The sequence below is a fragment of the Candidatus Electrothrix sp. genome (genome assembly GCF_052785085.1).
In genome coordinates, this window is record NZ_JALAAI010000016.1 from 1 (window position 1) to 13,973 (window position 13,973).

A 13,973-nucleotide genomic window follows, 5' to 3' on the forward strand; every position below is an offset into this window, starting at 1 on the left:
GTTTGATTTTTTCATCTCACCAAACAAATAGACAATCGTCAAGTCGAAAATAGCTGGAAAAAAAAATTTCGGTAATTAAGTTATCCCGCTTGAATGTTTAGGTGTTTTTTTACGAGCTGAATTGCTGTCGGTCCAGAAGCTGATATGGAGAAAATTATCCAGATAATTTCCGGTATTCTGAACAAAGGCATCAAGAATCATTACGGTGGGCCCCAGGATCAAAAGAAAGATCAGAAGCAGGGCACCCAGATTGAGGTTCATTTCACTCAAACGCTTTACTCCGCGATCCAGGCCCAAAACAACCGATACGGTAGCCCCCAGGGTGATGCAGACCACCAGTACGACCTGCATGGGCATTGTGTCCGGCCATCCAAAGAGATGATGCAATCCGGCACTGACCTGTTGCACCCCGAATCCCAGTGAGGTGGCCAATCCGAACAGGGTGGCCAGAACCGCCAGAACATCAATGCAATCCCCCCAGAAACCATGTACTTTATCTTTGAGCAGGGGATAAAAAATTGAGCGGATGGCCAGAGGCAGCTTGCGGTTGAATGTAAAGAACGCCAGGGACATGCCCACCAGTGCATATACCCCCCATGGGTGCAAGCCCCAGTGCAAAAAGGTCATTTTCATGGCCGTACGGGCGGCATCCTCGGGTGAGGCCCCGGCAAACGGGGGCTCCAGAAAATGGTACACCGGCTCGGCTACACTCCAGAAAAGGATACCGATACCCATCCCGGCACTGAACAGCATGGCGAACCAGGAAAGTCTTGAAAAATCAGGCACTGCGTTTCGGCCACCGAGACGGATGGTTCCCAGTCGGCTGAAGGCCAGAAAGATCATGAGAAACAAACAGGTATTGATGACAAGGATCAGGAACCAGCCGAAGTTGTTGGAAATGACGCGCTGGATCTCCGAAAACACCTCTGTCATCGGATCTCCCACCATCAGGGTGACAAGGATGAACAGCACACTGAGCAGGGCTGCTGGCCAGAAGACCGGAGGATGAACATCAAAATACCTTTTGCTTTTTTGGCTTTTGGCTGGGTTTGAATGGGTATTGTTTTCCATAGCTGTGGTGTTGTCTCGACGCCTACCTTGAAGCGCCTTTTTGGCGTCACATCATATTTTATACCCAAAGATCTCTTGTGATGCGACAGGTCGGATTTTCATTAAGATAGAGTCAGCGCATGAGCTTGATGTCGTTCATGTGCCGGGCACTGCATACGTTTTATTCTTGTTGCAAGCGAATCAAGCATAGCATACAGTCGCCTTGCTTGACAAGTCTTTGAACCAGCTGGATGGAGGTATGTGCTTTGGCCGGGGGAGCCTTTCGCGAAAGATATTTTCAGCAATCCGACTTTACCCAATTCTCAAGGCGAAGTCCTGGGACTCTTTCAAATTCCTTGGTATTATTGGTCGCCAGAATAAGCCCCAAAGATCGGGCATGACCAGCAATCATCATATCGTATGGCCCTATGGGTTGACCGATCCGATAAAGTTCCGCCCGTATCTGACCGAAATGGTAGGCTCCGCTATTGTCAAAAGGCAGTACCTCCATTCGGGAGACCATCCTTTCAATATCAGCAAGGTTGCGTTCCACCTGTTGTGAACGCTCTGCACCAAAGATTAATTCACCGAGGGTGACGGTGGAAATACACATCCGCCCCTGATGCGCTTTGAAGGACTGGCGTATCTGCCGGGGACGGTTTTTTATCGCATAAATAACGATATTAGTGTCCAGCATATACTTCAGCATTACAGGGTCTCCCGAATCTGATCATCAGGCTGTCCCCTTTCTTCCATGAAATCATCGGAAACACCCGGAGCATTGAACCAGTCGTCCCAGGATTGGTCTGTCGGAGTAATAATGCGTTTGTTACCGACAGCTATAATTTCAACGTTTTTCACAGTTTCGGGAAAAGAAACAGCTTTGGGCAGGCGGACTGCCTGGCTTCTGTTGCTTGTAAATATTTTGGTTTGAGCGCAGTTCATGGGGGTACCTTTGTACAAAAATTGATCATAACAAAGTTCATCAATACAACAGGTATATTATTCCGTTCGGGGAGGGATATGTCAAGGGGATATACAATATATGCATATAACTTTACTGCTGCTTCTTGGCCCATTCCAGCACTTGGTCGAATTTGCTTTGGCCGGGGGGCAGCGGCAGTGTCAAGCTCATCCGGTTTGACTTACTTTTTTCCTGTTGCCAGCAACTCGAAACCTTCTGCTTTGCCTGCCCCGTCATCCTGCACAATGTATCTTGCCAACACATTGGTGTCGATGCCTGTCACAATTTGCCTCCTTGTTCCTGCACGGCATTGTTCATGTCTTCTATTGAGACGTATTTTTTCGGCTTTGGAATCATTCCTTTTAATTCTGTAACGTCAGAGGTGACCGGCAGGATGGAAACCGCTCCGGTCTTATCCACCATAAATTCAACTTTACTTCCTCTGTCGAGACGTAAAAGTTTTCTGGTTTGTTTCGGTATAGTTACCTGTCCTTTTGCTGTGACGGTTGCTGTTGCCATGTTTTTTCCTCCTGTTGTCATGAAGCGGAAAGGGTAGTTGCTGGTGAAAATATAGGCCCTTATTACAGGATACAGCGTGATCAATCAGGACGCAAGGAAGGTGTAAAGGCGTTTCCCGCAATGCTTCTATTTCCCCTGCTGCTTCTCAGCCCATTCCAGCACCTGGTCGAATTTGCTTTGGCCGGGGGGCGGGGGATTGAGTAGGGGGCGGAATTTGGGATCATAGACGAAGTTATAGCCGTCTTGGGCATATAAAGAAGGTTTAGAGTAATCATAGTTTGGTACAAAGTTTAACCCGTCTCGTTTTGCCTGCCAGAGAAATTTTACACCCTGTATAAAATTTTTGTACAAAGGAGTAGGTTTAGTACCTTGTTGGAAAAGCAAATAAGCTCTGATGTCCAATATTTTTATATTAATTTTACTACTAAAAGGGGCCCAGAAAGCCGATGCTACTTTTTTACCATCGGCACTAAATGACACGCTATGGACAGTATGAGGATATTGATCCAAGCACATTAGTTCGTTGCCAGTTTCAGTATCCCAAAGGCTCACTGAATTATCTCTGGAAGCAGAAGCAAGCAGTTTGCCATCAGGGCTAAAGGAAACGCTCAGGACAGCATTTGCATGTCCTTTTAATATATTAAATTCCTTGCCACTTTCAATATTCCAAAGCCGAACCGTCTTATCTTCGGAACCAGATAGAAGCAGTTTGCCATCAGGACTAAAGACTATATTATTGACAGAATCTGTATGACCTTTAAACAGCTTTAGCTGCTGCCCGTTTTCAACATTCCAGAGACGAATTGTCTTATCTTTGGAAGCAGATGCGAGCTGCGTGCCATCAGGACTGAAGGTAACACTATTGACAGAATATGTATGCCCTTTAAATACTCTCAGCTCCTGCCCGTTTTCAAGGTTCCAAAGCCGAATAGTATTATCTGCGGAAGAAAACGCCAGCAAAGTTCCTTCAGGGTTAAATGACACGCTGCTGGAGTCATCTTCCAGCCGTATCAGCTCCTGTTTGCTTTCAACATTCCAGATCCGAACTGTATCATCCATGGAAGCCGATGCCAGCCATCTTCCATTTGGGCTGAGGGATACACTGGTGACAGCAGAAGTATGGCCTCTGAACACGATCGACTTTTGAGTTTTTCCAATATCCCAAAAGCGAACTGTACCATCAATGTAGCCTGATGCCACTCGTCTGCCGTCGGAACTGAAATATACTGCATTGACATCGAAATTCTGCCGCCCTTTGCCACCTCCTAATATTATTATTTTTTTGTCTGCATCAACCATATTCCAAAGGCGAACAGTATTGTCCCAGGAAGCCGATGCCAGCTGTTTGCCATCTGGACTGAATGCCACACTCTCGACCCAGCCAGTATGCCCTTTGAGTATCTTCAGCTGTCGACCATTCTTAATATCCCAGATTTGAATCGTCTTATCTGCGGAAGCGGATGCCAGTCGCCTACCATCGGGACTAAATGATACGCTAGTGATTAACTCAGGTGCCCTGATCACGATAAGGTTTTTTCCTGTCTCAACATCCCAGAGCCTAATCGTTTTATCTCCAGAGGCAGATGCTAGTAATTTGCCGTTAGGACTGAACGATATGCTGTTCACATCATAGGTATGACCTCTAAGTACAGTTTGTTTCCCGCTCTCAACATCCCAGATCCGAACTGTATTATCCTTACCACCTGAGGCCAATAGTTTGCCGTCAGGACTAAATGAGACACTGGTTACGCCATTCAATATGCTGGAGACAGTTTCGGTATGCCCTTTGAATGTAGCCAATTCGTTACCGCTTTCAATATCCCAGATTCGAGCTGTATTATCTGAAGAAGCAGAGGCCAGTCGAGTTCCATCAGGACTAAATGAGACACTGCTAACAGAAGCAGTATGACCTTTGAGCGCAGTTAGTTCTTTACCACTCTTGATATTCCAAATTCTAACTGTGTTATCGTTGGAAGCTGAGGCCAGTAGTCTGCCATCAGGACTGAACGATACACATTCTGCATAGCCCTTGAGTACAGTCAGCTCTTGGCCGCTCTCAACATCCCAGATCCGAACTGTATTATCCCTGGATGCAGAAGCTAATTGCTTGCCATTAGGGCTAAAAGATACACTCACAACATCTTGAGTGTGACCTTGGAATTCGGTCAACTCCTCACCATTTTTAGTATTCCAGATTCGAACTGTATTATCTCTGGAAGAAGATATCAAATGTATATCATCAGGATGGAATAATGCACTATTGATGCCGCCAGTATGTCCCTTGAGTAATGTCAGCTCCTCACCGCCCTCAACATCCCATATCCTAATTGTTTTATCCGATGAGGCAGACGCCAGTCGTCTTCCATCAGAACTGAATGATACGCTGGTGACACCGTCGGTATGACCTTTAAAAATAGCAAGTTTTTGACCACTTTCAACGTCCCATATCCGAATTGTTTTATCTCTGGAGGCGGATGCCAATCGTCTCCCATCAGAACTGAATGATACGCTGGTGACACCGTCGGTATGGCCTTTAAAAATAGCAAGTTTCTGACCACTTTCAACGTTCCATATCCAAACAGTTTTATCACTGGAGGCGGATGCCAGTCGTCTTCCATCAGAATTGAACGATATGCTGGTGACATTATTGGTATGGCCCCTAATTACTTTTAATTCCTTACAGCTCTCTATCTCCCATATCCGAATCGTCTTGTCCCATGAGGCTGATGCCAATCGTCTGCCATCAGAGCTGATGGATACGCTATTCACTCTACCTTTATGGCCCATTATCTGTTTTATCTCCTGACCACTTTCAATATCCCAAAGCCTCACCGTATTATCATAGGAAGAAGATGCTAGCTGTTTACCATCTGAGCTGAAAGAGACACTGGTGATACTTTCTGTGTGACCTTTCAACACGATCAACCTCTGCCCGCTCTCTATATCCCAAATCTGAATCGTTCTACTTGAAGCAGAAGCCAGCAGGCTTCCATCAGGGCTTAAAGATATACTGTTGACATCACCATAGTGAATATCAGCAACTGGAGAACGCCATTCTTCTGCCAAGGACCTATTGAATACTTCGGGAGAAAAAAGTCTCGCTGTGGACCTTGGGTTCAAGGCGGATTTATCTTCTTCAATTACCTGATCCAGGGCTGCTGATGTAAAAAGAACTGCTTCCTTATATGCGCGGTTATCATTTTTTTCTTCTACTGTCTTTAGATCCCGTAATGCCTTTTCTTCAAAGATTTTTGCAAGATTAAAATTGGCTGCACGAGTTTGTTGTTTCGCCTCAACGGCATTTTGTTCGGCAATTTTGCTCTGCTCAACAGCATGCTGGCGTTCCTGCTCGGCAACGGTTTTCTGCCGCTCTGCATCCTTCCACAGCACAAAAAACGTCACCATCACCATAGCGGCAAGCAGCATCCCTGCGACTACAGCAATACCTTTCTTTCTTCGTTGTTTTCTTTGCGCCTCTTCGCTGGCCTTGATAAACCCCAGCTCTTCATCCACCAAATGAACTGCATGAGTTTCCCGCCACCGCAAAGCCTCATCCAAAGGCAACCCCCGCAACAAAGCCCCCTCATCCTTCCCGCTCTCCTTCCACTGCCGGAGCAGCACCCGCAACTTTTCCTGCCAGACCAAAAACTCTCGTTCCTCATCCACCCATTGCCGCAGGGTCTGCCAACGACGAATCAAGGCCTCATGTACCACCTCAACAGTCTCTTCCTCGCGCTCCTCATCCCGCCCGGTCACGATGAGTCGTTTATCGGCCAAGCGGGTAATCAAAGTCCGATCTTCCGCCCGAATCTGCTCTAAACTAGCCACCTGCCGGGTATCCTCAGTGCCCTGTCCCGGACGGACCAGCTTGAGAAAGATATGGCGGAGCTGCTCCCGTTCCTGTTCATCAAACTCCGCATAAACCGCATCAGCATGATTCGCCAAGGCCTGCTGCACCCCGCCGATGTCTTTATAGGCATCATGGGTGATCCGGCGGAACTCCTGCCGCTCCCAGAGCTGGGTCAGGCAGAACTCCAGCAAGGGCAGGCTGCCCGGTTCTTGGCCCACATCCCGGATAATCAGATCAATCAGGCCAGCTTCAAAGCGGATACCGAGTGACTTGGCAGGTCGTTCAATCACTTCCCGTAAATTCTGCTCATCAAGCTGAGGTAGAATGATCGGTGCATAGCTGTCCAGAGCCTGGGCAAGGGCAGGGTGGCTGACAGCAGCGGCAAAGAAATCGGCCCGCATGGTAAAGAGGACTGTGAAATCGTCCTCGTCCATGCGCAGGCATTCCAGCAGGATGGCGATGTACTGCCGGGTTAAATTCTGATCTGTATTCAGGGTGAAGAGTTCTTCAAACTGATCCACGATCAGGAGGAAACGCTGGCTCTCGTGTTGTTCCCTTCGTTCCGTGATTTGGCGAATAATTCCAAGCAAGCCGACGGAACCGGCTTGCAGCTTTTCTTTCAGCTCGTCGGTCTTCTCCAAGCGAAGAATGGGATCATCGTAGAGCAAAGGAATCAGACAGGCGGCCAGCTCGTAAAAAGGCTCTTTCTTGGGACGGCAATGAGCGATGAGCCAATTTCCGGTCTGGCGCAGGGCCGGAACCAAGCCAGCAAAGACCACCGAGGATTTGCCACTGCCGCTGGCACCGATCACCGTCGCAAAGGGCTGTTCTCTTACAACCTGCCGGAGTCGCTCAATGGTATGCTCCCTGCCGAAATAGAGAGCCGCATCCTTTTCCCGAAAGGCCTCCAGGCCGCGATAAGGATTGGCCGGACGGCTGTGCTGATCCAGCTCAGGAAAGGCCTTGATCAGGGTGGCAACTGGCAACATGTAGCCGGTAATAACCGGCCCGTTTTCCAGATCCGGCTTTCTCCGCAGCCTGCTGCTGATCATGCCGCAGACCGCATTCTCCTTCACCGCCCAGACCGATGTGCCGCTAAAGCCCTGCTCAATCGGTCGGGTCTTATCCAGCGGGTGGATTTCCCAATAACCAGCCCCGGTTCGCCCTTTGAGCAGCCCGTCAATATGCGTGCCCTGATCAACACCACCAGGAAAACCACACATCCTGAGCTGGTGCTCGGTAAAGGAGGGAGAGCTGTCCAAGGCAACAAGCGGTGCGGGCTGGGCCTCGACAGGCAGAGGTGTTTCCGGGCACAGCTCCAACACGGCAATATCTTCCAGCCTATCAGGAGGAGGTCCTTCGGACACCGGAAACCAATGGAGAATCGTTGCCCTGAGCAGGGGCTGATCATCCAGGAGAGGAAAATCAAGAAAGATCTCGGCATCAGGCGGGTCTATGGTGTACTCATCCCGCCCCAGCACTGCATTGACCACATGGGCGCAGGTGAGGATATGCTTTGGCGTGACCAGAAAGCCTGCACCCTCGGGGCGGCGTGGCTCCTGGTCATCAATCAGGATGCGGACAAGGGAGGATTCCAGAGATGGGGAGGACATGGGATTAATCCTTGCTTCAGAGTTGTAGATTCAGTACTCTGCAAGAGTCCATGAAACAACACCTCATTTGCAGGAGAACTCAACTATGGAAACAACAAACATTTCTTTGAGATATAAAACTGTGATTCAACAATGGATCAGAAAGACTCTTCAGTTGATTCCCAGAAAGAATGTTCAGCTTGTTCTTCACGAGAACGGAGGAGAACTCATTCTCCCAAAAAGCGTCAGAGAAATGCGCGGTTTTTTGAACGGTATTAACACCGATTTTCAGCGGGATGGAGACAGGGTATAAATATCCGTGATTCCTTCCTTGCTATCTATCCTCTTTTCCATGCCAAATTCTGAGGATATACAAAGTCGTGCCACGTATCTCATACCGCACCACATAACGACCGAAAATCAGCTCCCGAATTTCTCCGGGAAACCCCTCAACTGGTCTTCCGATCTTCGGGGTATCCGTAAGATTGCTGATAGCTCCCCGCAGCCTTTTCGCCACCTGTTGTGCCGCTGTCGGATTATACTTCGCAATAAATGCACGCAATCGTGCCAAGTCATTCAATGCAGCTTTGGAGAATTGCAGTTTCATTGGGGCGGTTCCGGCTCGTCTTCATCTCCCCAGCTTGCCAGCCAGCTCATAACCTCTTCACCCGCAACGACTCTGCCGCACTCAATATCTTCAAGGGCTTCCAAGGTCTCCTTATGTCGGCGGAGCTTTTTTTTCTCCTGTTCGACATACTGCGTCATGAGCATGCGGATCACATGGCTTAAGTTCATCTCGTGAGACGCAGCAACCGCCTCAAAATTCTTTTTTAATTCTTCTGGTACCCTTGCCCTTACCACAGCTGTTTTCATTATTTTACCTCCGTTGTTCTACATTGTAGAACATCAACAAGGGAAAGACAAGCCTTGTTGTTATGGTCATTTTTTGTCATTCGTCCACTTCAACGAAACCTTAAAGGTGGCCTCACTGTCTGCGGAAGCAAAGACCACCCCGGTCTTGGCATTGAATTTCAACCCGAACTCCAGCCCGATTTCATCCGGGGTATTCATCTCCTGAAAGGCCTTCAATACCACCTCAGCAGCCGGTTTAATCCGGGCCACTGCATCAACAAAACGAGATTCCGCCTGAAGTGGTTCACTCTCTCCGCCCCGGCTGACCCGCTGCATTTCAGCCTCAGAGACCTCGGCCTCCACATAGACCGGTTGGCCGTTCAATTCAAATTCAATGAGTTTTTTCATGGATATTTGTTCCCGCATCTACACGAACATGTATTTTGTATTTCACAATCTTTTTCTGATGTCGGCAATTACTTCGTTTGCACTGCGTCCCTTGATGCCGTCAGTTTTATAGGCATCCAGGCGTCGGTCGAGTTCATTTTTTTGATCTCCCGTAAGGGATAATGCGGCCTGATCAGACGCTATGCTGTCCCAAAGTTCTTCGACTAACCGGATTCTTTCAGATATCGGAAGCATGCGTAGTTTATCGGTCATAGTCTTTCCTCAATGAAGTATTTTTAGTATGTTGTAGCAGGATCATCCGCTCCTTCCTTTTAGCTGTAAAAGACCACCACGGGAGCGGCTCCCCGCCTTCCATAAAATGAATCACTGCCATAAACACATCAAGCACACAGGGATCATGTCTTGTCCCGGTTTGCGCACAGAGAAGATCATATAGCGCAACGGCATCCTGCCCGATGAGCTGCTGCGGCTGATTCATGCCAATGGCCTGGAGATCGGCTGCCATCTTCTTGCCAATGTTTGGTAGCTCTTCAAGGCGGGTAACGGTTGCTCTGTCAGGATTTTTCATGTCCCTGTATCTGCTGCCAACAGCAAGGCCAGATTCTCCGTAGCAAAGGTAATACTGGGATCCTGTCCCAAGGCGATTTGATAATTGGTGATGGCCTCTTGGTTGCGCCCAAGCCGCTGTTGATTCAGGGCCAGGTTAGCGTAGTCAATGGAAGAGACCGGGTTCAACTGCACTGCCCGTTGAAAATGATGAACAGCCTGTTCAAAACGATCTGCCTTATAATGACATACCCCGAGGATATTATGGATATCCGGGCGTTCTTCATCACAAGCCAGCCCCTGCTCCAGGATGGGCACAGCCTCCTCAAAGCGTCCCAGATCACGGAGACAGCTGCCGAGATAGGAATACAGATAGGGCTTATCCTCTTCATTGGGCTGCATGGTCAGGGCCTGCTGAAAATGAGCCAAGGCCGGTTCCACCATGTTTTGATCGTAACAATTGCGTCCTCTATAGAACTCCAGATAATAGGCATCAGGGAGCTGTTGCTGCATTTCTGCCAGCTTGACTTCCAGTTCATCAGGGGCCAGGAGATCTGCTGCCAATTTGGCTGCAAACAGAGGCGCATCACCCGAGGCAGCACGTTCCCGGAAATGGGCACCAGGGATTATGGTGTAGGCAGTGGGGATCTGGAGGTCTGGATGCATGGTATTGACCATCAGAACCTCCATGTCGATCTTCTTCAATGCATCAAGGCTGTTTTGCAATTCCTCAAGCATGTCATCCGCATCAACCTGGGGCAGTTGGTCAATACTGACGGTCTGTTCAGGGGTAAAGAGATAATCCACTTCATCCAGACTGAGTGGTTTGGGCAGGCCCGAGGCTACATAATTAGAACCAGATTCAAAATCACCAGCCAGCTGGGCCACCTCGGTCAGGGCACGGATCAGGGCTTTATTTGCATCCGGCGTGGTGCCCGCTGTATAGACCAGTTCACTTTTTGCCGGGAAGGTGGCAGGATCCCAGGCCAGAGCAGCTACAGTTGGGATACCGGTATCCAGAGAGAAATCATTGACCTGTAATGTGATACCGTTATGTCTGAATTTTTCGACCAAGGTCCGGGCCACCGGATCAATCACTGTGTCCAGATCAATGGTCGGGGTACGGAGTTTTTTGTGGGCAACCACCGCACAGACATGGCGTTCCACCACCTCAGAGATCCCCTGCAGGACTGCTTCTTCAATGGTGTTACCAGCACAGGGGCCGTTGAATTCATTGATGGCATAAAACCAGGAGAAAGGCACCAAGACATCCTCATCCCTGGTGATGTTTCTGGCCCAGGTCCAGCGTAGGGGCAGCCCGATTAGCAGTTGTTCCAATTCTTCCGGGCTACGCTGTTCATCATGGACAGACTGGAGCAGGGAAGAGATCGGCAGAACCGGATAGCTAGCCTCTTGCATGGTGGGGTAGTCACCGCTGATGAAATTATCTGCATTTTTGAGAAAGGAAAAAAAGCTGAAGCGTTCAGCAAGCTCCATGCAGGCACTGGCTCTGGATTGTTCAGGCGTGGACCCCTTGCCCATCTGTTTCTTGGTGCCAATGGTTGCCAGGGCATCCTTGCCGCAAACACTAAAGAAGACCGGGATATCCAGTCTGCCAGTATCAATCCGTTTCACCTCTTTCAGGATATCCAGACCTGTGGCCTTCAGACGTTGGTGAAAACGTTCCACGGTCTGTTCAGGGGTGCAGGCTTTGTCCTGATCATAGGTATATTCTTTCAGGCAACTGTGCAAGCGGATGGTATTTTTTTCCATTTGTCTTTCTCAGAAAATATGAGTAGATGGTATATATTTTTTATTCTGGCTTAATTTGGTAGCCACACATCAAAACGATAATGCTGCGATTCGGTCATACCATGATTCTCCGTGGGGGTGCAAGGTGCAGGTCCTTGTTGTTGCATCAACGGCTTCGAGAAAGAGATCCAGCCGCTCCCTGGGCTGAAGGCTTCCCAATCTGTCCGGCCATTCGATAACAGTCAGGCCAGGGCTGTTGATATAATCAGCCAGGCCTGCTCCTTCTATATCCTCTTCTCCAGCCAGGCGGTAGCAGTCCATATGAAAGAGGGAAAGACGACCAGAATACTCGTGCATCAGAGCAAAAGAAGGACTGGAGACGTACTGGTCTTCTGGTACGTCCAGGCCTTGGGCGATGGATTGGGTCAGGGTGGTTTTCCCTACCCCCAGATCTCCATGAAGGAGGATGACATCGCCTTTTTGGGCGAGTTGGCCCAACTGTTGGCCCAAAGCGGCTGTTGCTGTGCTGTCTTGTAGGGTATGCGTAATGTTATGTTGCAAAAAGGGTTCAGTGTGCATTAGTCTTTTTCAAACCACCAGGTATAAAGCAAATCATAGGGATTGTAGTACAGTGGAAGCTGTTTGGGTTGTTTGAACCTGGAAGAAAAGGTCAGGCGGTGATAGGCCAGATACCAATTCGGCACCACATAATAGCCATACCAGAGCACCCGATCCAGGGCCTTGCAGGCTGCTGTCAGCTCTTCCCGGGTTTCAGCATAGATCAAAGCATCGACCAGACTATCGACAACTGGTGATTGAATGCCTGCCAGGTTGGCAGAACCGTTCCGGGAGGCCGCAGCAGAAGTCCATTTATCGCGCTGTTCATTGCCTGGTGATTGTGACTGACTAAAGACATACACCGTCATATCAAAGTCAAAGTTTTTGAGACGATCCGTATACAGGGCCGGGTCAATGGTGCGATAGCTTGCCTTGACACCCAGCTTCCGCAAGTTTTTTACATAGGGGGCCATGACCCGCTCAAACGAAGCACTGGAAAGAAGGATCTCAAACTCGAAATGTTGTTTACCATCTGCAGAGGTTAGAACACCGTCTTTCACCTTCCATCCCTGTTCTGTCAGGAGTTTTTGAGCCTGACGAAGATTGCTGCGCAGACTGTTGGGAGGCGTGGTTGTTGGCGGGGTCAGCGGTGTGGTAAAGACCTCGGGCGGAAGAGCTTCTGGATATTTTTCTTTGAGAGGGTTAAGGAGTTTCAGTTCCGCTTCACTGGGCAACCCGGTTGCTGCCAGTTCAGAGTTACTGAAATAGGAGTTTGATCTGGTATATTGATTAAAAAAGAGGGCATTATTGGTCCATTCAAAGTCAAAGGCCAATCCCAGGGCCTGACGTACCTGACGGTTTTTAAAAAGTTCTTTTCGTGTATTAAAGACAAAGCCCTGCATGCCTTGGTTGTTTTTATGGGCAAAAGTTTTTTTGACCAGTTTTCCTTGGTCGTACGGGCGTCCCACCAGATCGCGTTCCCATTGCTTGGCAATGTTAACCGGCATAAAATCAAACTCCCCTGCTTTAAGGGCTTCTAAGCTGACGATTTGATCCTTAAAGTATTTTACGCTAATACTATTATAGTTGAACATACCTCTACGGGTGGGATGGTCTGTGGCCCAGTACTGGGGATTGCGTTCATAGGTAATAGATTTCCCTGGATTAACCCCTTTAACAATATAGGGGCCACTGCCAATGGGCGGCAGCATGGGGCCTGCTTTATTCTCAGTACCAAAGCCATGCTCTGTATAGAATTTTTTACTCAACACCGGTATTTGTGCGGCTATCATATGGAGTTCTCTGTTGGGCCGACTAAAAAGAAAACGGATTTTGCCTTGTTTTTTATCTTCTATTTTTGCTTCACTGATATCCTGATAATACATCTGGTAAAAGGGGTGGGCAAGGTCGGATTTCAGCGTATCAAGAGAAAACTTGACATCTTCTACCGTTATTGGGGTGCCGTCGGAAAAACGGGCCTTTTCATTCAGGGTAAAGAGGACGGATTTCTTATCTGCTGCCAGCTCAATATCCTTGGCAATCAGGCCATAGGCAGCAAAAGGTTCATCCAGGCTGGCTACAGCCAGGGGCTCAAAGATCAAGCTCTTTTCGTACCCATACAAACCAAAGGCTTCTGTGCCTTTCAGGGTAAAGGGATTCATCTTGTCAAAGCTGCCCAAGGCGTGTAAGGTCAGCAGTCCTCCTTTTTTTGCTTCTGAATCGACATAATCAAAATGGTCAAATCCGGCAGAGTATTTCAACGAGCCATCAAGGGACACTCCGTGGGCTGCATAGGTGCTCCTCGGGATGAGCAAGGCAACAAAGGCGGAACAGAGGGCCAAGGTGAGGAAAATTTTTTTTAATAAGTGCATAATCCGTTTAC

Annotated in this window: 14 protein-coding genes; 1 reads left to right on the forward strand and 13 read right to left on the reverse strand. The window is 48.6% G+C overall.

The window, feature by feature from the left end; genetic code table 11:
• Positions 1 to 75: 75 nt before the first annotated feature.
• The 5 genes from L2082_RS04370 to L2082_RS04390 all read right to left on the reverse strand — a co-directional run bounded on the left by L2082_RS04370 (position 76) and on the right by L2082_RS04390 (position 7,996).
• The gene (locus L2082_RS04370; RefSeq protein ID WP_446010933.1) at positions 76 to 1,071 is read right to left on the reverse strand and encodes a BCCT family transporter; all 996 of its coding nucleotides are present in this window, start codon (positions 1,069 to 1,071) and stop codon (positions 76 to 78) included.
• Positions 1,072 to 1,348: 277 nt separating this feature from the next.
• Positions 1,349 to 1,759 carry a type II toxin-antitoxin system tRNA(fMet)-specific endonuclease VapC gene (vapC, locus tag L2082_RS04375; protein ID WP_446010934.1) on the reverse strand — a complete coding sequence of 137 codons (411 nt, stop codon included), beginning with the start codon at positions 1,757 to 1,759 and terminating at the stop codon, positions 1,349 to 1,351.
• Positions 1,759 to 1,995, reverse strand: coding sequence for a type II toxin-antitoxin system VapB family antitoxin (gene vapB / locus L2082_RS04380; protein WP_446010935.1), 237 nt, complete (start codon positions 1,993 to 1,995; stop codon positions 1,759 to 1,761). Before vapB ends, vapC begins: the two co-directional genes overlap by 1 nt.
• A gap of 298 nt (positions 1,996 to 2,293) precedes the next feature.
• On the reverse strand, positions 2,294 to 2,533 hold the full coding sequence (locus L2082_RS04385; RefSeq protein WP_446010936.1) for an AbrB/MazE/SpoVT family DNA-binding domain-containing protein: 240 nt from the start codon (positions 2,531 to 2,533) through the stop codon (positions 2,294 to 2,296).
• Positions 2,534 to 2,659: 126 nt separating this feature from the next.
• Positions 2,660 to 7,996, reverse strand: a complete 5,337-nt coding sequence (locus tag L2082_RS04390; RefSeq protein WP_446011476.1) for an nSTAND1 domain-containing NTPase — start codon at positions 7,994 to 7,996, stop codon at positions 2,660 to 2,662.
• A gap of 85 nt (positions 7,997 to 8,081) precedes the next feature.
• Here L2082_RS04390 and L2082_RS04395 point away from each other — a divergent pair, with 85 nt between their 5' ends.
• Positions 8,082 to 8,288 carry an AbrB/MazE/SpoVT family DNA-binding domain-containing protein gene (locus L2082_RS04395; protein ID WP_446009896.1) on the forward strand — a complete coding sequence of 69 codons (207 nt, stop codon included), beginning with the start codon at positions 8,082 to 8,084 and terminating at the stop codon, positions 8,286 to 8,288.
• Positions 8,289 to 8,309: 21 nt separating this feature from the next.
• On the opposite strand, the gene L2082_RS04400 is transcribed toward L2082_RS04395, so the two are convergent.
• From L2082_RS04400 to L2082_RS04435, 8 genes are all read right to left on the reverse strand, one after another.
• Complete coding sequence (locus tag L2082_RS04400) at positions 8,310 to 8,582, reverse strand: type II toxin-antitoxin system RelE/ParE family toxin (RefSeq protein ID WP_446009897.1); 273 nt, start codon at positions 8,580 to 8,582, stop codon at positions 8,310 to 8,312.
• A complete protein-coding gene (locus L2082_RS04405) occupies positions 8,579 to 8,848 on the reverse strand; it encodes a type II toxin-antitoxin system RelB/DinJ family antitoxin (RefSeq protein WP_446009898.1) in 270 nt (89 codons plus the stop codon). The genes L2082_RS04400 and L2082_RS04405 overlap by 4 nt, the downstream gene beginning before the upstream one ends.
• A gap of 66 nt (positions 8,849 to 8,914) precedes the next feature.
• Entirely contained in the window at positions 8,915 to 9,235 is a 321-nt protein-coding gene (locus L2082_RS04410; RefSeq protein WP_446009899.1) for a CU044_2847 family protein, read from the reverse strand.
• A gap of 42 nt (positions 9,236 to 9,277) precedes the next feature.
• Positions 9,278 to 9,487: an addiction module protein gene (locus L2082_RS04415; protein WP_446009900.1), complete on the reverse strand. Its 210-nt coding sequence runs from the start codon at positions 9,485 to 9,487 to the stop codon at positions 9,278 to 9,280.
• Positions 9,477 to 9,803, reverse strand: coding sequence for a helix-hairpin-helix domain-containing protein (locus L2082_RS04420; RefSeq protein WP_446009901.1), 327 nt, complete (start codon positions 9,801 to 9,803; stop codon positions 9,477 to 9,479). Before L2082_RS04420 ends, L2082_RS04415 begins: the two co-directional genes overlap by 11 nt.
• Positions 9,800 to 11,554: a YcaO-like family protein gene (locus L2082_RS04425; protein WP_446009902.1), complete on the reverse strand. Its 1,755-nt coding sequence runs from the start codon at positions 11,552 to 11,554 to the stop codon at positions 9,800 to 9,802. Before L2082_RS04425 ends, L2082_RS04420 begins: the two co-directional genes overlap by 4 nt.
• 69 nt (positions 11,555 to 11,623) lie before the next feature.
• Positions 11,624 to 12,112 (reverse strand): tRNA (adenosine(37)-N6)-threonylcarbamoyltransferase complex ATPase subunit type 1 TsaE, encoded by a 489-nt coding sequence (gene tsaE / locus L2082_RS04430; protein WP_446011477.1) that lies wholly within the window; start codon positions 12,110 to 12,112, stop codon positions 11,624 to 11,626.
• Positions 12,112 to 13,962, reverse strand: coding sequence for an extracellular solute-binding protein (locus L2082_RS04435; RefSeq protein WP_446011478.1), 1,851 nt, complete (start codon positions 13,960 to 13,962; stop codon positions 12,112 to 12,114). The genes tsaE and L2082_RS04435 overlap by 1 nt, the downstream gene beginning before the upstream one ends.
• Between the last annotated feature and the right edge of the window lie 11 nt (positions 13,963 to 13,973).

Excerpts from the sequence above, each read along its gene's own strand:
- L2082_RS04370 (WP_446010933.1), bottom strand. The coding sequence starts at position 1,071 with ATGGAAAACAATACCCATTCAAACCCAGCCAAAAGCCAAAAAAGCAAA.
- vapC (WP_446010934.1), bottom strand. The coding sequence starts at position 1,759 with ATGCTGAAGTATATGCTGGACACTAATATCGTTATTTATGCGATAAAA.
- vapB (WP_446010935.1), bottom strand. The coding sequence starts at position 1,995 with ATGAACTGCGCTCAAACCAAAATATTTACAAGCAACAGAAGCCAGGCA.
- L2082_RS04385 (WP_446010936.1), bottom strand. The coding sequence starts at position 2,533 with ATGGCAACAGCAACCGTCACAGCAAAAGGACAGGTAACTATACCGAAA.
- L2082_RS04390 (WP_446011476.1), bottom strand. The coding sequence starts at position 7,996 with ATGTCCTCCCCATCTCTGGAATCCTCCCTTGTCCGCATCCTGATTGAT.
- L2082_RS04395 (WP_446009896.1), top strand. The coding sequence starts at position 8,082 with ATGGAAACAACAAACATTTCTTTGAGATATAAAACTGTGATTCAACAA.
- L2082_RS04400 (WP_446009897.1), bottom strand. The coding sequence starts at position 8,582 with ATGAAACTGCAATTCTCCAAAGCTGCATTGAATGACTTGGCACGATTG.
- L2082_RS04405 (WP_446009898.1), bottom strand. The coding sequence starts at position 8,848 with ATGAAAACAGCTGTGGTAAGGGCAAGGGTACCAGAAGAATTAAAAAAG.
- L2082_RS04410 (WP_446009899.1), bottom strand. The coding sequence starts at position 9,235 with ATGAAAAAACTCATTGAATTTGAATTGAACGGCCAACCGGTCTATGTG.
- L2082_RS04415 (WP_446009900.1), bottom strand. The coding sequence starts at position 9,487 with ATGACCGATAAACTACGCATGCTTCCGATATCTGAAAGAATCCGGTTA.
- L2082_RS04420 (WP_446009901.1), bottom strand. The coding sequence starts at position 9,803 with ATGAAAAATCCTGACAGAGCAACCGTTACCCGCCTTGAAGAGCTACCA.
- L2082_RS04425 (WP_446009902.1), bottom strand. The coding sequence starts at position 11,554 with ATGGAAAAAAATACCATCCGCTTGCACAGTTGCCTGAAAGAATATACC.
- tsaE (WP_446011477.1), bottom strand. The coding sequence starts at position 12,112 with ATGCACACTGAACCCTTTTTGCAACATAACATTACGCATACCCTACAA.
- L2082_RS04435 (WP_446011478.1), bottom strand. The coding sequence starts at position 13,962 with ATGCACTTATTAAAAAAAATTTTCCTCACCTTGGCCCTCTGTTCCGCC.